This is a genomic window from Stutzerimonas sp. Brlt_14 (assembly GCF_051948915.1).
In the GTDB taxonomy this organism is placed as follows: domain Bacteria; phylum Pseudomonadota; class Gammaproteobacteria; order Pseudomonadales; family Pseudomonadaceae; genus Stutzerimonas; species Stutzerimonas stutzeri.
Window position 1 is genome coordinate 280,842 of sequence record NZ_JAYJLM010000001.1, and the last position, 21,803, is coordinate 302,644.

The 21,803-nt window shown below is 63.5% G+C and carries 21 protein-coding genes; 6 read left to right on the forward strand and 15 right to left on the reverse strand.

The window, feature by feature from the left end; all coding sequences use genetic code 11:
• Positions 1-241 precede the first annotated feature (241 nt).
• On the forward strand, positions 242-1,429 hold the full coding sequence (locus VF716_RS01355) for a benzoate/H(+) symporter BenE family transporter (protein ID WP_285531538.1): 1,188 nt from the start codon (positions 242-244) through the stop codon (positions 1,427-1,429).
• Positions 1,430-1,474: 45 nt separating this feature from the next.
• Here the strand turns inward: VF716_RS01355 and VF716_RS01360 are convergent, their stop codons facing one another.
• Positions 1,475-2,236, reverse strand: a complete 762-nt coding sequence (locus VF716_RS01360; protein WP_011913704.1) for an SDR family oxidoreductase — start codon at positions 2,234-2,236, stop codon at positions 1,475-1,477.
• 218 nt (positions 2,237-2,454) lie between these two features.
• On the opposite strand from VF716_RS01360, the gene VF716_RS01365 reads away from it, so the two are divergent.
• Positions 2,455-3,459 carry an NADP-dependent oxidoreductase gene (locus VF716_RS01365; RefSeq protein WP_011913705.1) on the forward strand — a complete coding sequence of 335 codons (1,005 nt, stop codon included), beginning with the start codon at positions 2,455-2,457 and terminating at the stop codon, positions 3,457-3,459.
• A gap of 56 nt (positions 3,460-3,515) precedes the next feature.
• Here the strand turns inward: VF716_RS01365 and pyrF are convergent, their stop codons facing one another.
• Positions 3,516-4,211 carry an orotidine-5'-phosphate decarboxylase gene (gene pyrF, locus VF716_RS01370; protein ID WP_017243975.1) on the reverse strand — a complete coding sequence of 232 codons (696 nt, stop codon included), beginning with the start codon at positions 4,209-4,211 and terminating at the stop codon, positions 3,516-3,518.
• A 166-nt stretch (positions 4,212-4,377) separates the two neighbouring features.
• On the opposite strand from pyrF, the gene VF716_RS01375 reads away from it, so the two are divergent.
• Positions 4,378-4,545, forward strand: a complete 168-nt coding sequence (locus VF716_RS01375; protein ID WP_011913707.1) for a DUF2897 family protein — start codon at positions 4,378-4,380, stop codon at positions 4,543-4,545.
• 114 nt (positions 4,546-4,659) lie between these two features.
• Positions 4,660-7,227 (forward strand): bifunctional diguanylate cyclase/phosphodiesterase, encoded by a 2,568-nt coding sequence (locus VF716_RS01380; RefSeq protein ID WP_011913708.1) that lies wholly within the window; start codon positions 4,660-4,662, stop codon positions 7,225-7,227.
• 19 nt (positions 7,228-7,246) lie between these two features.
• Here VF716_RS01380 and VF716_RS01385 read toward each other — a convergent pair whose 3' ends face one another.
• From VF716_RS01385 to VF716_RS01415, 7 genes are all read right to left on the reverse strand, one after another.
• Positions 7,247-7,756 (reverse strand): hypothetical protein, encoded by a 510-nt coding sequence (locus tag VF716_RS01385; protein ID WP_011913709.1) that lies wholly within the window; start codon positions 7,754-7,756, stop codon positions 7,247-7,249.
• A 36-nt stretch (positions 7,757-7,792) separates the two neighbouring features.
• Positions 7,793-9,223 (reverse strand): aminotransferase-like domain-containing protein, encoded by a 1,431-nt coding sequence (locus VF716_RS01390; RefSeq protein WP_011913710.1) that lies wholly within the window; start codon positions 9,221-9,223, stop codon positions 7,793-7,795.
• A gap of 106 nt (positions 9,224-9,329) precedes the next feature.
• The gene (locus tag VF716_RS01395; protein WP_020307179.1) at positions 9,330-10,127 is read right to left on the reverse strand and encodes an OmpA family protein; all 798 of its coding nucleotides are present in this window, start codon (positions 10,125-10,127) and stop codon (positions 9,330-9,332) included.
• The gene (locus VF716_RS01400) at positions 10,124-10,477 is read right to left on the reverse strand and encodes a DUF4398 domain-containing protein (protein WP_019405818.1); all 354 of its coding nucleotides are present in this window, start codon (positions 10,475-10,477) and stop codon (positions 10,124-10,126) included. Before VF716_RS01400 ends, VF716_RS01395 begins: the two co-directional genes overlap by 4 nt.
• Positions 10,478-10,488: 11 nt before the next feature.
• A complete protein-coding gene (locus tag VF716_RS01405; RefSeq protein ID WP_020307178.1) occupies positions 10,489-11,313 on the reverse strand; it encodes a substrate-binding periplasmic protein in 825 nt (274 codons plus the stop codon).
• A 123-nt stretch (positions 11,314-11,436) separates the two neighbouring features.
• Entirely contained in the window at positions 11,437-12,381 is a 945-nt protein-coding gene (locus VF716_RS01410) for an electron transfer flavoprotein subunit alpha/FixB family protein (RefSeq protein WP_125865375.1), read from the reverse strand.
• Positions 12,382-13,131 carry an electron transfer flavoprotein subunit beta/FixA family protein gene (locus VF716_RS01415; protein WP_013983240.1) on the reverse strand — a complete coding sequence of 250 codons (750 nt, stop codon included), beginning with the start codon at positions 13,129-13,131 and terminating at the stop codon, positions 12,382-12,384.
• A gap of 331 nt (positions 13,132-13,462) precedes the next feature.
• Here VF716_RS01415 and VF716_RS01420 point away from each other — a divergent pair, with 331 nt between their 5' ends.
• Positions 13,463-15,118, forward strand: a complete 1,656-nt coding sequence (locus VF716_RS01420; RefSeq protein WP_011913717.1) for an electron transfer flavoprotein-ubiquinone oxidoreductase — start codon at positions 13,463-13,465, stop codon at positions 15,116-15,118.
• Between the two features lie 61 nt (positions 15,119-15,179).
• Here the strand turns inward: VF716_RS01420 and VF716_RS01425 are convergent, their stop codons facing one another.
• From VF716_RS01425 to VF716_RS01440, 4 genes are all read right to left on the reverse strand, one after another.
• Positions 15,180-15,746 (reverse strand): DUF1285 domain-containing protein, encoded by a 567-nt coding sequence (locus tag VF716_RS01425; protein ID WP_011913718.1) that lies wholly within the window; start codon positions 15,744-15,746, stop codon positions 15,180-15,182.
• Positions 15,747-15,796: 50 nt separating this feature from the next.
• Positions 15,797-16,408 (reverse strand): DUF4823 domain-containing protein, encoded by a 612-nt coding sequence (locus VF716_RS01430; protein WP_017243968.1) that lies wholly within the window; start codon positions 16,406-16,408, stop codon positions 15,797-15,799.
• A gap of 109 nt (positions 16,409-16,517) precedes the next feature.
• Positions 16,518-17,414 carry a radical SAM protein gene (locus tag VF716_RS01435; protein ID WP_011913720.1) on the reverse strand — a complete coding sequence of 299 codons (897 nt, stop codon included), beginning with the start codon at positions 17,412-17,414 and terminating at the stop codon, positions 16,518-16,520.
• A 21-nt stretch (positions 17,415-17,435) separates the two neighbouring features.
• Complete coding sequence (locus VF716_RS01440) at positions 17,436-18,056, reverse strand: TetR/AcrR family transcriptional regulator (RefSeq protein ID WP_011913721.1); 621 nt, start codon at positions 18,054-18,056, stop codon at positions 17,436-17,438.
• 74 nt (positions 18,057-18,130) lie between these two features.
• Here VF716_RS01440 and VF716_RS01445 point away from each other — a divergent pair, with 74 nt between their 5' ends.
• Positions 18,131-19,264, forward strand: coding sequence for an aminotransferase class V-fold PLP-dependent enzyme (locus tag VF716_RS01445; RefSeq protein WP_045157633.1), 1,134 nt, complete (start codon positions 18,131-18,133; stop codon positions 19,262-19,264).
• A gap of 218 nt (positions 19,265-19,482) precedes the next feature.
• Here VF716_RS01445 and VF716_RS01450 read toward each other — a convergent pair whose 3' ends face one another.
• Together VF716_RS01450 and VF716_RS01455 are read right to left on the reverse strand one after the other, a co-directional pair.
• The gene (locus tag VF716_RS01450; RefSeq protein WP_014597092.1) at positions 19,483-20,877 is read right to left on the reverse strand and encodes an amino acid permease; all 1,395 of its coding nucleotides are present in this window, start codon (positions 20,875-20,877) and stop codon (positions 19,483-19,485) included.
• An 80-nt stretch (positions 20,878-20,957) separates the two neighbouring features.
• The gene (locus tag VF716_RS01455) at positions 20,958-21,743 is read right to left on the reverse strand and encodes a TatD family hydrolase (RefSeq protein ID WP_053527987.1); all 786 of its coding nucleotides are present in this window, start codon (positions 21,741-21,743) and stop codon (positions 20,958-20,960) included.
• Between the last annotated feature and the right edge of the window lie 60 nt (positions 21,744-21,803).

Genomic DNA, 21,803 nt, shown 5'->3' on the forward strand with positions numbered 1-21,803 from the left:
CCTCCAACAGCCGCGGTTTTTTTGACGCATCGCGCGGCGAGCAAAGACTAGATAGCAACAAGGGTGCCAGTTCGCAGGTGAAGCGCCTGGCGGGGCGATGATAGGCAGCAGCCATTGCCGACTGTTACGCCCAACGCGCCTTTGGCTGTACCGGGACGCTGGCCAGCGCAGCCCCCTAGGCTTGTACCATAGGCTGCGGCGGCCGTCGGCCTCCCATCGCTCAGCAGAAGAACAGCAAAGAATGAACGAAATCAGTCGCAGCGCCCTGCGTCCTCTGAGCGACAGCTCGCCATCCACTGTCGTCGCCGGCTTCATTGCCATGCTCACCGGCTACACCAGTTCACTGGTGCTGATGTTCCAGGCGGGCCAGGCGGCCGGGCTGAGCGCCGGACAGATCTCGTCGTGGATCTGGGCGCTGTCCATCGGCATGGCGATCTGCAGCATCGGCTTGTCGTTGCGCTATCGCACGCCCGTGGTGGTTGCCTGGTCGACGCCCGGCGCCGCGCTGCTGATCACCAGCCTGCCCGGCGTCCCCTATGCCGAAGCGATCGGCGCCTTCATCTTCGCATCGGCCTTGATCGCGCTGTGCGGCATCACTGGCAGCTTCGACCGCCTCATGCGGCGGGTACCGGCGTCCCTGGCCGCCGCGCTGCTGGCAGGCGTGCTGTTCAACATCGGCAGCGAAATCTTCCGCGCCGTTGGTGTCCAGCCGGTGCTGGTGCTCGGCATGTTCTTCAGCTACCTGCTGGCCAAGCGCCTGCAGCCACGTTACGCAGTGCTGGCCGCACTGCTGGTGGGTTGCCTGATCGCCGAGGTTACCGGCCTGCTGGATTTCCAGCGCTTCAGCCTGCAGATAGCGGTGCCGGTGTGGACCACCCCGGCGTTCTCTTTCGCTGCCGTATTCAGCATCGGCATCCCGCTGTTCGTTATCGCAATGGCCTCGCAGAACATGCCGGGGCTTGCCGTGCTGCGCGCCGAGGGCTATCAGGTGCCGGCTTCGCCACTGATCTCGACAACGGGCATCGCCTCGGTGCTGCTGGCCCCATTCGGCTCCCACGGCATCCATCTGGCGGCGATCACCATGGCGATCTGCGCCGGCCCGGAGGCGCACCCCGACCCAGGCAAACGCTACACCGCAGCAGCCTGGTGCGGCGTGTTCTACGGCATCGCCGGTATCTTCGGTGCGACGCTGGCGGCGCTGTTCGCGGCCTTTCCGGCCGCGCTGGTGCTGTCCATCGCGGCGCTGGCCCTGCTCGGCTCGATCGGTTCGGGGCTGACCCAGGCGATGCAGCAGCCCAACGAGCGCGAAGCAGCGCTGATCACCTTCATGGTGACGGCATCGGGGCTGACGCTGTTCGGCATCGGCGCGGCGCTGTGGGGCCTGATCGCGGGGGTAATCACCTTGCTGATTCTGCGCCGCCGCAACTGAGCGGCGCTGAAGGGGGTGTCCGGCCAGGCAGCGTCGGGTGCGTCGTCAGATCGCCGTCGCACCACCATCCACTGCCAGGGCGTGGCCCGTGGTGAACGCGGCGCCGTCGCTGCACAGATAGAGCACAGCCGCGGCGATCTCCTCCACCTTGCCGATGCGCCCGACCGGGTGCATGGCGGCCGCGAACTCCGCTTTGCGCGGGTCGGCTTCATAGGCGCGGCGGAACATGTCGGTATCGATCACGGCCGGGCAGACGGCGTTCACGCGAATCTGCTTCTTGGCGTACTCGATCGCCGCCGACTTGGTCAGGCCGATCACCGCATGCTTGGACGCCGCATAGATGCTCATCTTCGGCGCGGCACCGAGCCCCGCGACCGATGCGGTGTTGACGATCGCTCCGCCGCCCTGGGCGAGCATGACCGGCAGCTGATGCTTCATGCACAGCCAGACACCCTTGACGTTGACGCCCATGATCGCGTCGAACTCCGCTTCGCTGCCCTCGGCCAGGCGCCCCTGCTCGATCTCGATGCCGGCGTTGTTGAACGCATAATCAAGGCGGCCGTACTGCGCCAGCGTCTGCTCGATCAGCGCCTTGACCTGCTCGTCGCGCGTCACGTCACAACGAACGGCGATCGCCTCACCACCCGCGGCGCGAATGGCCTCGGCGCCGTCGCGGATGCCCGCCTCGTCGATGTCCGCCAGTACCACCTTGAGCCCCTGCTGGGCGAATGCGAGCGCCGTGGCGCGACCGATGCCGGCCGCCGCGCCCGTCACCAGGGCGACCTGGCCGGAGAATGTCATGCTCATGATTGTTCTTCCCGAAGATTTTCGACTCGCTTTGTGCCTGAAATGACCACGCCAGGCGTCCCGGTCAGACTTTATACCCTCATGCGTACGGGCATTTCACCGCCGCCGCGGTCATATCACCGAAGTGGATGCCTGTGCATTCCAGCGCTCCGACGTCCCTTGCAGCTGCGCGCAGGGCGAGCTACACCAAACCTTTCGCAACTACGAGGCAAACGTTCATGACCCTGCTCAACCAGCAATTCCTGCTCGCCCAGCGACCTGTCGGTGCACCGACCCGCGAGACCTTCGAGTTCGTCGAGAAACCGCTGGGCGAGCCCGGACCGAATCAGATTCTGGTCAAGGTCGAGTATCTGTCCATCGATCCGGCCATGCGTGGCTGGATGAACGACGCCAAGTCCTACATCCCGCCGGTCGGCATCGGCGAGGTGATGCGTGCACTGGGCGTGGGCAAGGTGATCGCCTCGCAGCATCCCGATTACAAGGAAGGTGATTACGTCAACGGCGCCCTGGGCGTGCAGGCGTACTACCTTGGCGAGCCGAAGGGTTTCTACAAGGTCGATCCGCAACAGGCACCACTGCCGCGCTATCTCTCGGCGTTGGGCATGACCGGCATGACCGCCTACTTCGCACTGCTGTCGGTCGGCCAGCCAAAGGCCGGCGAGACCGTGGTGATTTCCGGGGCCGCCGGCGCGGTCGGCAGCATTGCCGGGCAGATCGCGAAGATCAAGGGCTGCCGCGTGGTCGGCATCGCTGGCGGCGCGGACAAGTGCCGGTTCCTCACCGAGAAGCTCGGCTTCGATGGCGCCATCGACTACAAGAACGAGGACCTGGCCGCGGCGCTCAAGCGTGAGTGCCCGAAAGGCGTGGACGTGTACTTCGACAACGTCGGTGGCGACATCCTCGACACGGTGCTGCAGCGCCTGAGCGTCGGCGCGCGGGTAGTGATCTGCGGCGCCATCAGCCAGTACAACAACAAGGAAGCGGTGAAGGGCCCGTCCAACTATCTGTCGCTGCTGGTCAACCGCGCACGGATGGAGGGCATGGTGGTCACCGACTACGTTTCGCGCTACCCCGAAGCGATGCGCGACATGGCCGAGTGGCTGGCCAGCGGCAAGCTCAAGAGCAAGGAGGACGTCATCGAGGGCCTGCAGACCTTCCCCGAAACACTGATGAAGCTGTTCACCGGCGGCAACTTCGGCAAGCTGGTCCTTAAGGTCAGCTGAGCGTAACGAGGTGAAGTCACAGGCCGAGCCCAGTGGCTCGGCCTTCTCGTTCGCGCTTACGCCAGCTCGGCTACCACGCTGGCCAGCGCGCTCGCCGGGTCCGCGGCCTGGCTGATCGGGCGACCAATAACCAGATAATCGGACCCCGCCGCCATGGCCTGAGCCGGAGTCAGAATCCGGCGCTGATCGTCCTGGGCACTACCCGCAGGCCGGATACCCGGTGTAACCAGTTGCAGCGCCGGGAACTGCGCTTTCAGCGGCACGGCTTCCTGGGCCGAACACACCAGTCCGTCCAGCCCCGCCTGGGCGGCAAGACCGGCCAGACGCAGTACCTGCTCCTGCGGCGCGACATCCAAGCCGATGCCGGCCAGATCGTCCTGCTCCATGCTGGTCAGAACGGTGACGCCAATCAGCAGCGGCGCGGGGCCGGCCATGCCGGCCAGGGTCTCGCGACAGGCCGCCATCATCCGCAGGCCACCGGAGCAATGCACGTTGACCATCCACACACCCAGCTCGGCAGCGGCTTTCACCGCCATCGCCGTGGTGTTGGGGATGTCATGGAATTTGAGGTCGAGGAAGACTTCGAAATCCATTGCCTGCAACGCCTCGACGATCGCTGGGCCGCAGCGAGTGAACAGCTCCTTGCCGACCTTCACCCGACACAGCCGCGGATCGAGCTGCCTGGCCAATGCCAGTGCGGCATCGCGGGAGGGGAAGTCGAGCGCTACGATAATCGGAGTCTGGCAGGTCATGGCATGTCCTCGAGAAATTCGGCGCGCATTGTCGCAGAAAATGTCCCATGCGACGAAAGCCTCGGCGCAGGGTCCAAACAGGCATGATCAGCAAAACGGTGACCGCTCGGGCGCACCCAAGTAAAGTGCGTGAACCCACCCACCGCTCGCCTGCCTGGAGGAACCCATGCCCTGGTATTTCTGGCTGATTCTGGTCGTCGCGCTCGGCTCGATCGTCGGCAGTCTGTTGATGTTGCGCTCCACGGCCCGGAAAATTCCGCTCACCGACGAGCAGAAGAAGCGTATTGCCCAGCGCAATGCCGAGGCCGACGCACAGGAGTCGCGCGACCGCTGAGCGCCGACCGATGCCGGGCGCAGGTACCGGCAGACGTTTACAGATGCCCGCCGCACTCAATAGTGGCACTATGCCCGTTTGCCGCGATCATGCAGTTCTGGCAGGACTTTCTTAATGCAATCTCCCCTCCCCGTTGACGGCCCGACCAACCCGAAGGCCAAGGCGATCTTTGCCCGTCGCATTCTCCCCGGCATGGTCGCGCTGCTGGTGGCGGCAATCGTCGCGGCCGCTTTCGCGGTCGTTCATATCGCCCGCAAGATCGACCAGGACGCCCTGCAACAGAGCCGTTTTCTCGCTGGCAAGGCGCTGCAGGCACAGCACGAATGGATGAACCGCTCCATCGTCGACTACGCCTTCTGGGGCGACGCGTACGTGCACCTCAATCAGCAGGTCGATGTGAACTGGGCATTCACGCAGGCCAATCTTGGCCCTTCGCTGTACAAGGATTTCGACTACGAGGCGGTACTGGTGATCACCCCGACGGGCGAAACCCCGTACGCCGTCATCCAGGGCAAGCTGCAGTCGGTGGATGCGTTCCAGTATCTGCAGCACGGCTTGCCCGAGCTGCTGACGCGGGCCCGTGCTGCGGCTGAGAATGACGCCGGCGCCTCGGCCCTGCTCTGGGTCGACGGGCAACCCGCGGTGGTCGCGGCTGCGTCGCTGGCCACGGGTGGGGCAGATATCGAAGAGCACGAAGGACCACCATCCACGCTCGTCTTCGTCGATGTGCTCGACACGGCGCGGTTGGAAGCTATCGGCGGGCAGTACGCTGTGGAGCAGTTGCGATTGCTCGGCGAGCCGTCGGACCAGACCGGGCCGATCATCAGCCAGACGCTGGAGGATGGAACAGCCGTTCACTTCACCTGGACGGCGCCACAGCCGGGGCGCCTGTTGCTTCTGGTCACCCTGCCCGTTCTCGCCGCCGTGGCGCTCGGCCTTGGGCTGCTGGCCTGGCTGCTGGTGCGCCATGCGCTGCGCGTGATGCACCTGCTCGACGTCAGCTACGCACGACTCGCCTCCAGCCGCTCAGCGCTGGCCGAGAGCGAGGAGCGCTTCCGCGATGTGGCGGAAGCGGCCTCCGACTGGATCTGGGAGACCGACGAACAAGCCCGCCTGACCTTCCTTTCCAACCGTTTCCGGCAGATCACCGGCCACGAACCGGCACAGTGGCTGGGCCGCCCGCTGCTGGAGCTGCTGATCACCGACAGCGCGGCGCTGCAAAATTGGCTCGAGGCGCCCCACAGCGCACCGCTGCGCAGCAGCTACCGCGCCGCCGATGGCTGCGAGCGCTATTGCCGGCTGGCTGCGCGCACCATCCAGCACGACGGCAAGCTGCTCGGCTACCGCGGCACCGCCAGCGACGTGACCGAGGAGACCCGGGCACAGGCGCGGGTTCAATACCTGTCGCAGCATGACGCACTGACCGGGCTGCCCAACCGCAGCCGCCTGCGTGACTACCTCGAGCAGAACCTGGCCTCGCTGCGTAGCGGCTCGACCCTGACGCTGCTGTATATCGACCTCGACCGCTTCAAACCGGTGAACGACACCCTTGGCCATGCGGCCGGCGACGAGGTGCTGATCGGCGTCGCGTCACGTCTGCGCGAGCGCACCCGCGATGGCGACCTGGTGGCGCGCCTGGGCGGCGACGAGTTCGTCGTCGTGCTCCATCGCATGGGCGAAGACAACGATATCGATCGGCTGTGCAACCGAATCATCGATGCGCTGAGCGCTCCGTTCATCTACGAGGATCAGCAGATCAGCATCGGCGCCAGCATCGGCGTGGCGCTGGCACCGACCGACGCCAACCAGGCCAATGAACTGTTGCGCTGCGCCGACATCGCGCTCTACCAGGCCAAGGACGCCGGCAGAGGCACCTGGCGCGCCTACGGCCGGGAGATGGATCAGCGCCTGCATGAAAGGCTGCGCCGCGAAGAGGAACTGCGCGTGGCGATCACCGAGCAGCAGCTCGAGGTGCACTACCAGCCGCGTTACCAGAGCCAGGGCCTGTACATCATTGGCGCTGAGGCACTGGTGCGCTGGGATCATCCGCAACGCGGCATGCTGTTACCCGAGCAGTTCATCCCGCTGGCCGAGGAAACCGGGCTGATCATCCCGCTCGGCCGCTGGGTGTTGCGTCAGGCCTGCCAGCAGGCGGCGCGCTGGCCGGGCGACACGGTGGTATCGGTCAATCTCTCACCGCTTCAGCTGCATGATGATCGGCTGCTGGAAGAGATCACCCAGGCACTGGCGGACAACGGCCTTGCCGGCAACCGCTTGGAACTGGAGGTGACCGAGAGCGCACTGCTGCGCGAAACCCAGAACACCCTGGAGTTGCTCAAGCGCATCAAGGCGCTGGGTGTTCGCCTCGCGGTGGACGACTTCGGCACCGGCTATTCGTCCCTGACCACCTTGCGGCACTACCCCTTCGACGTGATCAAGATCGACAACAGCTTTGTCGCCGGCATCGGCCAGTCCATCGAAGATCACTCCATCGTCCGCGCCCTGATCGAGCTGGGCCGTGGCCTGCGGATGCGGGTGACGGCCGAGGGCGTGGAAACCGAAGAACAGCTGCGCCTGCTGACCGACGACGGCTGCACGGAGGTGCAAGGTTTCCACATGAGCCATCCGCTGCCTGCGCAGGACCTATGGACGATGTTGCACGCAGCGGAGCGCCAGAGCTAGGCGCGCCGATGGAGCAGCATCAGCGCTTGAATTCGAACTGGATTTCCGCACCTTCGATCAGCGATTCGTCATCGTCTTCGCCCGAGATCAGGCGACCGCCGATCTGCATCGAGCGTGACGGTTTCGCCGCGTCGAAAAGCGGCGGCAGCAGGCGGATGGATTCGCTGCTTGGCGCAGGCAGCAACTCTTCGGCCAGCTCTTCCGGCAGGCGTAGATCGAGCACCGGCTCGACGAGCTCGACTTCGGCCGGCTTCTCCGGCTGCTTGGCTGGCGCGGGGCGCGGTCGAGCCGCGGGCTGAGGTTCGGGCTCCGGAATGCTGATCTGCACAGGCGGTGGCTCGGTTTCCGCTGCCTGCTCCACCGGCGCCACCTCGATATCCAGATCAGGCGGCGCCTGTGCCTCGTCAACGGGCTCCGCTGCCGGTTGCTGCGACTGTGGCGTTTCCCGTTCGGCATCCCGAGGTTGCTCCTCGCGCTCGCATCCACCGAGCAAGGCCAACAACAGCAACAACAGGGGCGGCCTCGGCATCGGCATCTTTCCTCACGGCGAACGACTCAGGAGCGTCTATTGTGCGTCCCGGCACAGCTCCGACGCCAGTTGCCCGAGCGTACGCAGCGCCCGCTCGGTTTCATGATTCCACGGCAGGCCACAGTTGAGCCGTATGCAGTGGTTGAACTGCTCGGTGTTGCTGAAAATCAGACCCGGCGCGATGCTGATGCCCTGCTCCAGCGCCCTCACGTGCAGTTCCTGAGTATTGACCCGCACCGGCAGACTGACCCAGAGAATGAAGTTGCCCTTGGGCCGCGTCATCTGCGTGCCTTCCGGGAAATAGCGCTGCACCGCCAGCTGGAAAGCGCTGAGGTTCTTGCGGTACTCCTGGCGGATGGCCCGCAGGTGTCGATCATAGCCACCATTCTCCAGGTACGCGGCCACCGCCATCTGCGTCACGCTGCAGGCCGAGTGGGTACTGAAGGTCTGCAGGCGCTCGATCTCCGGTTGATGGCGTCCGGCGATGACCCAGCCGATACGCACACCGGGTGACAGGGTCTTGGAAAAACTCGAGCAATAGATGACCCGCCCGTCCCGGTCGTTGGACTTCAGCGCCTTGTACTGGTCCTGCTCGAACATCAGCTCACCGTAGATATCGTCCTCTACGATCTGGATGTCGAACCGGGCCGCGAGGTTCAGCAATTGCTTCTGCCGGTGGTCGGGCATGCTCACACCCAGCGGGTTGCTCAGCCGCGCCGTGAGCACCAGCGCCTTGATCGGCCATTGCCCGGCTGCCAGCTGCAGCGCCTCGAGGCTCATGCCAGTATCAGGATCGCTGGGAATTTCGATGACCTTGAGTCCCAGCAGGTCCGCCAGTTGCAGCAGGCCGTAATAGGTTGGCGATTCGGCGGCGATCAGATCACCGGGCCGGGTCAATACCCGCAGCGACATTTGCAGTGCATCGACGCAACCATGGGTGATGACAATCTCGCCGGGATCGACCACCACGCCGGCGTCGCGCATGCGGATCGCCACCTGACGACGCAACGGCTCGTAGCCGGGACTGAACATGTAGCTGAACGCCCGTGGGCTCTGGAAGCGCGTGACCTTGGCAAGTTGCTGGTGCAAAGCCCTGACCGGCAGATAATCCACATGCGGCACGGCGGCACCCAGCGGAATCAGCCCTTCGCGACGGGACTCGCTGAGCACCTGGTTGATGATGCTGCTGCGCGTGACCAACGTGGGCCGCTCGACCCGCGCGATATCGGGTGTCGGCGCGGTGAGGACCGGCGTCTGGTGGACATAGAAGCCGGACTGCGGACGCGCCCGGATCATGCCCTGATCCTCCAGGTTGGCGTAGGCCTGCAGCACCGTCGCGTGACTGACGCTCAGCTGTCGGCTCATCTTGCGCACCGAAGGTACACGTTCGCCAGGCCGATACACTCCGCGCCGGATGTCCTCGGCGAGCTGCTGGGCAATGCGTTGATAGAGCAACAGATTGGTCATCTCGCCGGTCTCCCGCCAACTGAACCGTAACAGTAGCTCAGCGGACCACCTGCGGACCAATACAGTTACGCAGCATGTGGGCGAAACAGTCTATCCAGACGGGGCGCTAGCGGTCCGGGCCGAGATTGCCCGCTGCATCGGAAAACAGTATTTCCACGCGCCGATTCTGCGCGCGCCCGCGTGCAGAGGCGTTCTCGGCGATCGGAAAGCGCTCGCCGTAGCCGCGCACCTCGACGCGCTCGGCTTCGATGCCCAGGCTGATGAGCAGGTCGGCCACCGTTTGCGCCCGCGCGCGCGATAGTTCGAGATTGGCTTGCGGATCGCCACGGCTGTCGCTGTAGCCTTCGATGCGTACCTTGCGCTGCGGATTGAGCTGAAGAAAGTGCACCAGCTTGAGCAAGGTTCGGTTGGCCGAGTTGCCAAGCTCGGCACTGTCAGGGTGGAAAAGCACGTCCCCCAGGGTCATCACCAGACCTCGGTCGGTCTCGCTGGCGGCCAGGCTCATCATCTGGTCTTCCAGCCAGCGCCCCTGCTGTTCAGCGGTCATCAGCTGGGCATCCTGCAGCATGCGCCGCAGTCGGTCGCGCTCCATCTCCAGACGCGCCACCTGCTCCTGATGCTGCAACAGTTCGCCCTGCCGCGCGGCGATTTCGCTGTAGCGTCGGCTCAGGTAAGCGTAATGGCGAGCGTCTTCGGCTCCCCCCCAGTAGTCATTGAAGCGTTCGGCGCGCTGCAGGGTCTCCAGCGCTCGCTGCAGGTCCTTCGGCGCACCGCGCTGAACCATGCCGTCAGCCTGAATGCGCTCCAGCGCGGCCGACGCCTGGGCGAGCTCATGCTCAGTGTCCTGGCTCGAGCAGCCGGTCAGTGCGAGCGCGGCCATGACGAGGAAGAAACGCATGTTCACCGGACCTCTCCCAACTGCTGGCGTAGACGCTGGATGCGTCGATTCAGATCGTCGATCTGTGCCTGGCGCTGATCCTTCAGCACACGCGCCTCCGCCAGGCGGGCATCCAGCTCCGCCTGCTCGGCCAGCATGCGGGCCTGACGATTGTCACCGGCTTGCAGCGCTGCACGCGCAGCGCTCAGCTTGCTTTCGGCCAGTGCCAGTTCCTCATGGGCCCTGGAGGCCTCCATGGAGCGGGCCTGCGCCACGGCCTGCTCGCTCAGCTGCAGCTGAGCGGTCGGTGCGGGATCGCTGGCACATCCGGCCAGCATGAAGAAGGCCAGTGATGCGCTGGGGAAGAGACGTTTCAACACGCTGAATCCTACTTTTTCGAAGCCTTTGGCCGCTCCGCCTGCTGGTTTTTCCAGACGGTCAGGTTGTGCGCCACCAGCTGTTCCGGCACACCCGCGGCACGCAATTCTGTCATTTTCCGCGCCAGTTGTCCGCGCAGCCAGGGATCGTTGCAGGCCGAATCGTGCGAGATGGCCAGGTGCATGTCACGCCCGACCACTGGCGGATCAAGCCGCTGAATCTTGTCCAGCATGCCCGACGCATCCGCCGCGGCAACCGTGCTGTAGCGCTCGTGCAACAGGTAATCACTGCCGCCGGCGACCAGTCTCTGCAAGCCCTGGTCGAGGCTGTTGACCTGCTGCAACTGCAGGCTGCTCTTGGCGAAGGCATCGAACTCGCTGCCGAAACGTCCGGCGCCAACGGTCAGCCCGCCGTGCCCCTTCAGGTCCTCGCGGCTGGCATAGAAGAAGCCCGGCTCGTTGCGTACCCAGGCGACGGTCTGCAGTTGGATGATCGCCGGGTGCACGAAATCCAGCTCTTCCAGGCGCTGCACGCTGAGGGTCGCATCGGCCAGCACATCGACCCGACCGCTGCGTACCTCGTCGAGCGCCTTCGCTCGATCGCCCGTGTAGAGCAGATCCAGCTTCAGTCCGAGGGAATCGGCAATCTGCCCGAGCAGATCGGCATTGGCACCGATCAGCCGTTTGGGGTTCTGCGGATCCCGCCAGAGAAACGGCGGGTTGTCCGCGGCACCGGTTGCCACCAGGCGATCACATTTTCCCGCGGCCGTTGCCGTGAGCGGCGTCGCCAGGGTCAACGCGATCAAGGCCGATTTCAACGCAAAGGCGAAACGCATGAAAATCCTCTTAGTGCGGTTGAGCGGGTGCGAAACGGTTGCGCCGATGGTACACCGACGAACCCGCTGACCGCCCATGAAAAAACCCGCTACATGAGCGGGTTCTTTCGACAGCGATCAGCTTCAGACGAGCCGTTCCAGCTCCGGAATGATCTCGAACAGATCGCCAACCAGGCCATAGTCGGCAACCTGGAAGATCGGGGCTTCCTCGTCCTTGTTGATCGCGACGATCACCTTGGAGTCCTTCATGCCGGCCAAGTGCTGGATGGCACCGGAGATACCGACGGCGATGTACAGCTGCGGTGCGACGATCTTGCCGGTCTGGCCGACCTGCATGTCGTTCGGCACGAAGCCGGCATCGACTGCGGCGCGGGATGCACCGACCGCGGCGCCGAGCTTGTCGGCCAGCGAGTACAGGTGCTTGAAGTTGTCACCGTTCTGCATGCCGCGGCCGCCGGAAACGACGATCTTGGCAGCGGTCAGTTCGGGACGGTCGGACTTGGCCAGCTCTTCGCCGACGAACGCGGACTTGCCCGCATCGCCAGTACCGGAGATCTGCTCAACCGCAGCCGAGCCACCGGTGGCGTTCACGGCATCGAAACCGGTCGAACGCACGGTGATCACCTTGATCGGCGCGCTGGATTGCACGGTGGCGATGGCGTTACCAGCGTAGATCGGGCGCTTGAAGGTGTCCGGGCTTTCCACCGAGATGATCTCGGAGATCTGGTCGACGTCCAGTTGCGCGGCAACGCGTGGCAGGAAATTCTTGCCGTTGGTGGTGGCAGCGGCCAGTACATGGCTGTAGTTCTTGGCCAGATCAGCGATCAGCGGCGCGACGTTCTCGGGCAGCTGGTTGGTGTAAGCCGCATCGTCGGCGACCAGTACCTTGGCTACGCCTTCGATCTGTGCGGCTGCTTCGCCGATGGCACCGCAGCCACTGCCGGCTACCAGCACGTGGATGTCGCCACCGATGGCCTGGGCGGCAATCCGCTTGGCGGCGGCGACGGTGTTCAGGGTAGCGGCCGCGAGGACGGCGTTGTTGTGTTCAGCGATAACCAGGATAGTCATTTAGATTACCTTCGCCTCGTTCTTCAGTTTCTCGACCAGTTCAGCCACGGACTTGACCTTGATGCCGGCGCTGCGAGCAGCCGGTGCTTCGACTTTCAGGGTCTTCACGGTGGACGTGGTGGCGACGCCCAGCGCATCCGGGGTCAGCACTTCCAGCGGCTTCTTCTTGGCCTTCATGATGTTCGGCAGCGACGCGTAGCGCGGCTCGTTCAGACGCAGGTCGGTGGTGACGATCGCCGGCAGGTTCAGCGCGACGGTCTGCAGGCCGCCGTCGATTTCGCGGGTGACGTTGACCTTGTCGCCAGCCACTTCCACCTTGGAGGCGAAGGTGCCCTGGGCATAGCCGGTCAGCGCGCCGAGCATCTGGCCGGTCTGGTTGTTGTCGCTGTCGATTGCCTGCTTGCCGAGGATCACCAGTTGCGGCTGCTCCTTGTCGACCACGGCCTTGAGCAGCTTGGCAACCGCCAGGGAGTTCAGTTCGTCGTTGGACTCGACCAGCACGGCACGGTCGGCGCCCAGCGCCAGTGCGGTGCGCAGCTGCTCCTGGGCAGCGGTCGGGCCGATGGAGACGACAACGATTTCGCTCGCCACGCCCTTCTCTTTCAGGCGAACCGCTTCTTCCACGGCGATCTCGCAGAAGGGGTTCATCGACATCTTGACGTTGGCGAGGTCAACGCCGGAGTTGTCCGCCTTGACGCGAACCTTGACGTTGTAATCGACCACTCGTTTGACAGCTACAAGAACCTTCATGGATTCCTCGTTACTCTCCGGTGAATAGAATTCCGCCGAGGCGAACCGAGCCTTGCTCGTGGCTTGGGGTTTCGATAGCCGCTGCCCTGTTCGGCGAGTGCAAACCGTCCGTATCTTGACCGCAGGCCGCAGACGGGGTCAACAACGCATATGACCCGTCATAACCTCGCGGTTCGGCCGATTCTAACAGGCTTCCAGAAAATTCAAACAAACGTTTGTATTGGACCGATTCGAGCGTCTATATATAATGCGCCGGCCCGGCTCGGTCAGGGGCCGATCACAGCCCTCCACCACTTATATAACAACCAAGCCCTGAGTAGGAGAAAGCCTAATGGAACGCGAATACATGGAATTCGACGTTGTCATCGTCGGCGCCGGCCCTGCAGGCCTATCCGCAGCCTGCCGCCTGAAGCAAAAAGCCGCCGACGCTGGTCAGGAAATCAGTGTATGCGTCGTCGAGAAAGGCTCCGAAGTAGGTGCCCATATCCTGTCCGGCGCGGTCTTCGAACCTCGCGCGCTGAACGAACTGTTCCCCGACTGGAAAGAACTCGGCGCCCCGCTCAACACGCCGGTCAAGCGTGACGACATCTATCTGCTGAAGACCGCCGAAGCGGCCAGCAAGCTGCCCAATGCGCTGGTCCCCAAGACCATGCACAACGAAGGCAATTACATCATCTCCCTGGGCAACCTGTGCCGCTGGCTGGCCCAGCAGGCCGAGAACCTGGGTGTCGAGATCTACCCGGGCTTCGCCGCCCAGGAAGCGCTGATCGACGAAAACGGCATCGTGCGCGGTATCGTCACCGGTGACCTGGGCGTCGATCGCGAAGGCAACCCGAAAGAAGGCATGTACACCCCAGGCATGGAGCTGCGTGCCAAGTACACGCTGTTCGCCGAAGGCTGCCGCGGACATATCGGCAAGCAGCTGATCAACCGCTTCCAGCTCAACGCCAATGTCGACCCGCAGCACTATGCCATTGGCATCAAGGAACTGTGGGACATCGACCCCGCCAAGCACGAGCAAGGTCTGGTCGTGCACACCGCGGGCTGGCCGCTGAACGACGAGAACACTGGCGGCTCGTTCCTCTATCACCTGGAAAACAATCAGGTCGTGGTCGGCCTGATCGTCGATCTGTCCTACAGCAACCCGCACCTGTCGCCGTTCGACGAGTTCCAGCGCTACAAGCACCACCCGGTGATCAAGCAGTACCTGGAGGGCGGCAAACGCGTTTCTTACGGCGCCCGCGCCATCGCCAAAGGTGGCCTGAACTGCCTGCCGAAGATGGTCTTCAACGGCGGCGCACTGATCGGCTGCGACGCCGGTACCCTGAACTTCGCCAAGATCAAGGGCAGCCACACCGCGATGAAGTCCGGCATGCTGGCCGCCGAAGCTGCGGCGGACGCGCTGCTGGCCGGTCGCGAAGGTGGTGACGAGCTGAGCGCCTACGAAGAAGGCTTCAAGAACAGCTGGCTGTACGACGAGCTGTACAAGAGCCGCAACTTCGGCGCTGCCATTCACAAATGGGGCGCAATCAAGGGTGGCGCGTTCAACTTCATCGACCAGAACATCTTCGGCGGCAAGATTCCCTTCACGCTGCACGACACAAAGCCGGACTACGCGTGCCTCAAGCCGGCCGCCGAGTCGAAGAAGATCGAGTATCCGAAGCCGGACGGCAAACTGAGCTTCGACAAGCTCAGCTCGGTGTTCCTCTCCAACACCAACCATGAGGAAGACCAGCCGGTTCACCTCAAGCTGACCGACCCAAGCATCCCGATCGACAAGAACCTGCCGCTGTACGACGAGCCGGCTCAGCGCTACTGCCCGGCAGGCGTCTACGAAGTGGTCAGCAACGACGATGGCAGCAAGCGCTTCCAGATCAACGCACAGAACTGCGTGCACTGCAAGACCTGCGACATCAAGGACCCGGCCCAGAACATCACCTGGGTCGCGCCGGAAGGTACCGGTGGGCCGAACTACCCCAACATGTAAGCAACGAAAAAGGCTCCCTCGGGAGCCTTTTTTATGCCGTTGAAACCGGTATACCGCGACGCTACTCGGTACGTCCTATGGGAAAAAACACACCGCCGCTCCACACGCCGAGCCAGCTCTCGCCGTCCACATCACCCGGCACGGCCAGATCCACCAGCCGATAGAACACGTTGCGATGAACCAGCGCCTCGAGATTGGCGCGCACGTGAATGTACGGCGATGGTTCCTGAGTCTGCGGGTCGAGGCTGACGCGCAGCGGATGCTCCTGACCGGCCTCCACCACATCGTCAACATTGGTGACGAAACGCAGCAACTGCGCTTCGCCCTCCCCGCTCACGTCCAGCCGCACCGCGACGAAGGGCGCATCTTCGACCTGGATCCCGACCTTTTCCACCGGCGTAACCAGGAAGTAATCATCGCCGTCGCGTCGAATCACTGTGGAGAACAGACGAACCATCGCCGGACGTCCGATAGGCGTGCCCTGGTAAAACCAGGTACCGTCTCGTGCGATACGCATGTCGAGGTCGCCGCAGAATGGCGGGTTCCACAAATGCACCGGCGGCAGCCCCTTCTTCTCGCCCGCCGAGAGCTGGGCCAGCAGGTCTCCCGCCTTGCCTGTCTCGTTCATCCCGTTCTCCTCGCTTCGCAGCTATGTCGGCTTCGATACTGCCACATCCCTCAGCGTGACAGACCCAGTAACCGACGAGCATAGTCCTGCAAAGGCGGCCGCAGGAGATGCTCGGGTCTGGCATCGTAAATGCCGAGCAGCCCGCCACGGCTGCGAACGCGCGCGGTATCGACCAGATAGTGCGTGCCGGTTTCGATCAGCATCAGTTGCACTACACCGGAATCCACGCCAAGCCGATCCAGTGCGCGCTGCTCGTTCAGCTCGTCGAAGCTGCCGATGCGATCGTCCGCCGCTGCGTAGCGCAGATACAGAAGGTAATGGGCGCCGACCGCAGAGGCCTGCGTCATGGCTTCCTCCAGCCCGGCCGGCTCGCGAGCGCGGCGCACCAGCGGGAAATATTCGACGAAGCCGTTGAAGGCTTCCTCCGCCACGACATTCGGCCGCGGATAGACATCACCCGGGGGTACGAAATGGCCCTGCGCGATATAGATGAAGGAATCCGGCTGCAGACGCCATGAGCTGGCCCGGCGTGTCTCGCTGTGATCGAGAATACCGGCATCCCTCAGGTGGTAGCGGGTGCCCTCGGCCATGTCGCTGACTTTCATGCAGCCAGCCAGGGCAAGCAATGCCAGCAAACCTGGCACGCTTAATAGAAAACGCATGGATTTCACCCTCCAGAGGCCGGTGTCGGAAAACCGGCAATCGCACCGACAATGCAGCATCCACGCCAGATCGGCCAGCCGATGGTGCTGGTACCAGCGCGTCTGCCGCTCAAAGCCCGCGCTGCCACTCCTGGCGCAAAGGCGCAGCACGGGGATCGTCGATCGCCTCGCGCAGCTGGCGCATCAGGCGCGGCTTGTCGGCTCCCAGCGTGCCTTTGAGCACCAGATAGTTGGAGGCGTGGTCGCTGCGGAACACCGTGTCACGCAACTGGAGATCGCCCAGCAGCCATTCCAGCTCAACAAGCAGGTCGGAAAGCGGTAGCGGCTCGAAGTCTTCATATCCCTGGCGAAAACGCGCATAACCCTGCGGGAAACTGACCACCAGCGTGGAAAGAAACTCGGGCTGCGCTGCGTTCATCAGGCGTGCCGAATTGCGAGCATGCTGCCGGCTCAGCGCCCGCCCGCCAAGGCCATTGAGGATCATCACCGAACGGGTGATTCCCGCCTGGCCAAGCTTGTCCAGCGCGCTCAGGGTCGACTCGTAGGTTTCGCCCTTGTTGACCCGCGCCAGCACCTCGTCGTCACCGGACTCCGCGCCAACGTAGGCCATGCCAAGCCCGGCGTCCGCCAGCTCACGCAGCTCCTGGACCGACTTCTTGCGCAAATTGCGTGGCAGGCAGTAGCTGGACACGCGCTGCACCTCCGGCAGGCACTGGCGAATCTGCTCCAGGATCTTCAGCAGCCTGCGAGTCGGCAGCACCAGCGCATCGCCATCGGCCAGAAACACCCGCTGAACGATCAGCTGCTCGCCGCAGCGGCGAATCTCTTCGAGCACTTCCACCTCATCGCGGGCGCGGAATTTCTTCTGCGGCGCGGTGTACATCTCGCAGAACGTGCAGGCGTTCCACGAACAGCCGTTGGTCACCGGCAGGATCAGTGAATGCGCTTCGCTCGGCGGCCGGAAAACCGGCTCGATATAGCGGACGGGAAACTCGCTCATGCTCATTGTGCTTCGCCTGCGCCGACGTCAATCACGCTTGCGCTTGTTGCCCATGCGCACACCGATATCCATCAGGAACTGGAAGAATCCGTCCTGATCCTCCAGCACATTGCTCCAGAACGGCGAGTGATACAGCGCGACCGCGCCGTGCACCAGAGCCCAGGCGGCGCAGTAATGGAAATACGGTGGCACGTCTTCGAGCTTGCCCTCGGCGATACGCCCCTTGATCAGCTGGGTCAGGTGTTCGAAGTTGGATGCGCGGATGCTGTGCAGCTGCTCGACCATCTCCGGGACCTGGTTGCCCTTGACCACTTTCTCCTCGAGGCGGTCGAACAGACGGTAACGCTGCGGGTCGCGCATGCGGAACTCGAAATAGGCGCGCGAAAGCGCTTCCTTGTCGCGATCAAGATCCGGGGAATGCAGCAGCTGATTCAGGTCGCGCTCGTAGTCGAGCATCAGCCGCAGGTAGATTTCGGCCTTCGACTTGAAGTGCTTGTAGATGGTGCCTTTGCCGATGCCCACCGCATCGGCAATCATCTCGACCGTGACGCTATCCTCTCCCTGGTCGAGAAAGAGCTGCAACGCGGTATCGAGGATTTCCTGTTCGCGGCGACGAAATTCGCGGACCTTACGGGGTTCATTCTGCATAGGAGGCTGCTTAGATGAGAAATCGAGGCGGTCATTATGCCTAACCGGTCATCAAATGCACGGGGCATCCACCGATGATTCACATAAATGACGAATTTCCGCAAATAGTCGGTTTGCGATATCTCAACCATGCTGCCGTCGCGCCCTGGCCTCGGCGAGCCGCCAGTGCCGTCAGTGCCTTTGCCGAGCAGAACGCCACCCTCGGCGCACGTGACTATCCGCAATGGCTTACGGTCGAGCGCAGCCTGCGCCAGCGCCTTACGCGCCTGCTCAACGCACCGACCAGCGCCGACGTGGCACTGGTCAAGAACACGTCCGAAGCACTGTCGTTTGTCGCCTTTGGCCTGGACTGGAAAAGCGGTGATCGCATCGTCATCAGCGATGAAGAATTTCCATCCAACCGTGTCGTCTGGGAGGCACTGCAGCCATTCGGCGTGGAGGTCGTTCAGGTCAGCCTTAAGGGTGCCGATCCGGAAGGCGACCTGCTGGCGGCCTGCGGGCCGCGGGTACGACTGATGGCGATCAGCGCGGTGCAGTACGCCAGCGGCCTGCGCCTGGATCTTGCACGTCTGGGCGAAGGCTGCGAGCAGCGCGGTGTGCTGCTGTGCATCGACGCGATCCAGCAGCTCGGCGCCCTGCCCTTCGATGTCCAGCAGAATCGCTGCGCTTTCGCCATGGCCGACGGCCACAAGTGGATGCTCGGCCCCGAGGGGCTCGGCGTCTTCTATTGCCGGAGCGACCTGCGCGATCAACTGAAGCTGCACGAGTACGGCTGGCACATGCTGGAACACGCCGGCGATTATGATCGCACGGACTGGGAACCGGCCCGCAGCGCACGACGCTTCGAATGCGGCAGTCCCAACCTGCTCGGGGCGATGGCGCTCGAGGCCAGTCTTTCCCTGCTGGAGGAAGTGGGCATGGAGCAGGTCGCCGCAGCCCTCGACGAACGCGTCGAATGGCTGTGTCGGGGATTAGGCGATCTGGGCGGGGTCGACATCCTGTCGCCGACAACAGCCGAGCGTCGGGCCGGCATCCTCACCTTCCGCCTGCATGGCTGGGACAATGCAGCGCTCTTCGAGCGGCTGAAGGCGGCGCAAGTCGTCTGCGCCTTGCGTGGCGGCGGCATTCGCTTCTCTCCGCATTTCTACACGCCGCAGCGCGTCATCGATGAAACCCTGGCGCTTCTGCACGAGCTGGCAAGTCACTGACGGCGATCAGCCAGCGAGACATGTATTCCAAATGCGTTTAAAAAGCGCGGAAATCCGCCAGCAGACCGCTAATGCAGCGTTAATACTTGAGTCACTGGCTAGGCAATCCCCCCACTGCCTGGCCAGATGAGGTCGCCTGGATTGCGATTTCATACTCCTAATGGTCTTGGCCCGGTTTCTCAGGAATCCGGGTTTTTTTTTGCGCGCTCGTGAGCCGATCAAGTCGACGCAGCACCGACGCGCGCCCGCAACCGGAAACACAGCCAGAGGAAGCCGACCCAGAACGGAATGGCGAACACCGACAGACGAATGCCGGGAATCCACAGCATGATCACCAGGATACCGCTGACGAAGGCCAGGCACAGGTAATTGCTGAGCGGGAACCAGAACGCCTTGAAGCTCGGTACCACACCCTGGCGCTGCATTGCCCGTCGGAATTTCAGGTGGGCCAGGCTGATCATCGCCCAATTGATCACCAGCGCGGCAACCACCAGCGACATCAATAACTCCAGCGCGCCCCGCGGCAGCAGATAGTTCACCAGCACGCAGAGCAGCGTCACCACCGCCGAGACGCCGATGGCGAGCACTGGCACACCACGGGCGTTGATCTTCATCAGACTGCGCGGCGCATCGCCCTGTTCGGCCAGGCCGTAGAGCATGCGGCTGTTGCAATACACGCCACTGTTGTAGACCGACAGCGCGGCGGTGAGCACCACGAAATTGAGCAGATGCGCGGCCGTATCGCTGCCGATCAGCGAGAAGATCTGGACGAAGGGACTGCCGCTGTAGGGATCACCCGCCGCCCCCAACGTCTGCAGCAGCGCATCCCACGGATAGAGCGCCAGCAGCACGGTCAGAGCACCGATATAGAAGATCAGGATGCGGTAGACGACCTGATTGATCGCCTTCGGTATCACCGTCTTCGGATCGGCCGCCTCTGCCGCCGTGATGCCGACCAGCTCCAGACCGCCGAAGGAAAACATGATGATCGCCAGCGCCAGCACCATGCCGCTGAAACCGTTGGGAAAGAACCCGCCGTGGCTCCAGAGATTGCTGATGCTCGCTTGCTCGCCGCCCTGCCCGCTCACCAGCAGGAACAATCCGAGCAGGATCATGCCGATGATGGCGGCAACCTTGATGATGGCGAACCAGAACTCGGTTTCACCAAACGCCTTCACGTTGCTCAGGTTGATCAGATTGATCAGCACGAAGAACGCCGCGGCAGTCGCCCAGGTGGGCACGTCCGGCCACCAGAACTGCACGTACTTACCCACCGCGGTCAGCTCTGCCATGCCCACCAGCACATAAAGTACCCAGTAATTCCAGCCGGACAGAAAGCCTGCGTAGCCTCCCCAGTACTTGTGCGCGAAATGACTGAAGGAACCGGCTACCGGTTCTTCGACGATCATTTCCCCCAGCTGACGCATGATCAGAAAGGCGATGAAGCCGCCGATGGCGTAGCCCAGGATCATGGACGGGCCGGCGCTCTTCAGCACCCCGGCGGAACCCAGGAACAAGCCGGTGCCGATCGCCCCGCCGAGGGCAATCAGCTGGATATGGCGGTTTTTCAGGCCTCGTTGCAACGGCCCGGTGTGCAGCGTCTCAGCGGTCATTACGCCACCTTGCGGATAAAGTACGAAGTGCGCAGCGCGCGGCAGATCAGGCAGGTTGCAAGCACGGAAACCGCGACCTTTCAGCCGCGAACCCGGGCAAGCGGAAAAAGCGACCTGAAGTTGGCGGTGGTCTGCTCCGCCAGCTGTTCGAAGGAAACACCCCGCAGCTGCGCCAGGAACTCGGCCACCTCGCGCACGTACTGCGGCAGATTGGCCTTGCCACGGTGGGGAATCGGTGCGAGATAGGGCGAATCGGTCTCCACCAGCAGGCGATCGGCAGGGACCTGCCGGGCGACGTCACGCAGCGCGTCGGCATTACGGAAGGTGACGATGCCCGAAAGCGAGATGTAGAAACCAAGGTCCAGAGCGGCCCTGGCCATCTCCCAATCCTCAGTGAAGCAATGCAGCACCCCGGCCTGGGGCAAGCTGGCTTCACGCAGCAGCGCCAGGGTGTCTGCGCGTGCCTCGCGGGTGTGCACGATGACCGGCTTGCCGGTCAGTCGGGCGGCCTCCAGATGCAGGCGGAACGACTGCTGCTGGAGTTCGGCCGCCTCGGGCTCGTAGTGGTAGTCCAGCCCTGTCTCGCCGATGGCAACGGCATGCGGATGCTGCAGCTCGCCCAGCAGCCAGTCCAATGCCGGCTGACTGGTCGGCTCCAGATCGAGCGGGTGTACACCGATGGAACAGTCGACATCGGCGTAACGCTCGGTCAGCGATTTGACCGCCGACGCGTTGTCGGCGCTGACCCCGATGCACAGGAAGTGTCCGACCCCTCGCGCTCGGGCAGCATCGAGCGCTGCATCGAGCGACCCGTCATGGGCGGTCAGGTCGAGTCGGTCAAGGTGACAGTGGGAATCTACCAGCATGGAGGGCGCAACTTGCTATCGCGGAAAGGGGGCGATTGTAGAGCAAATGGCGGGGAATCA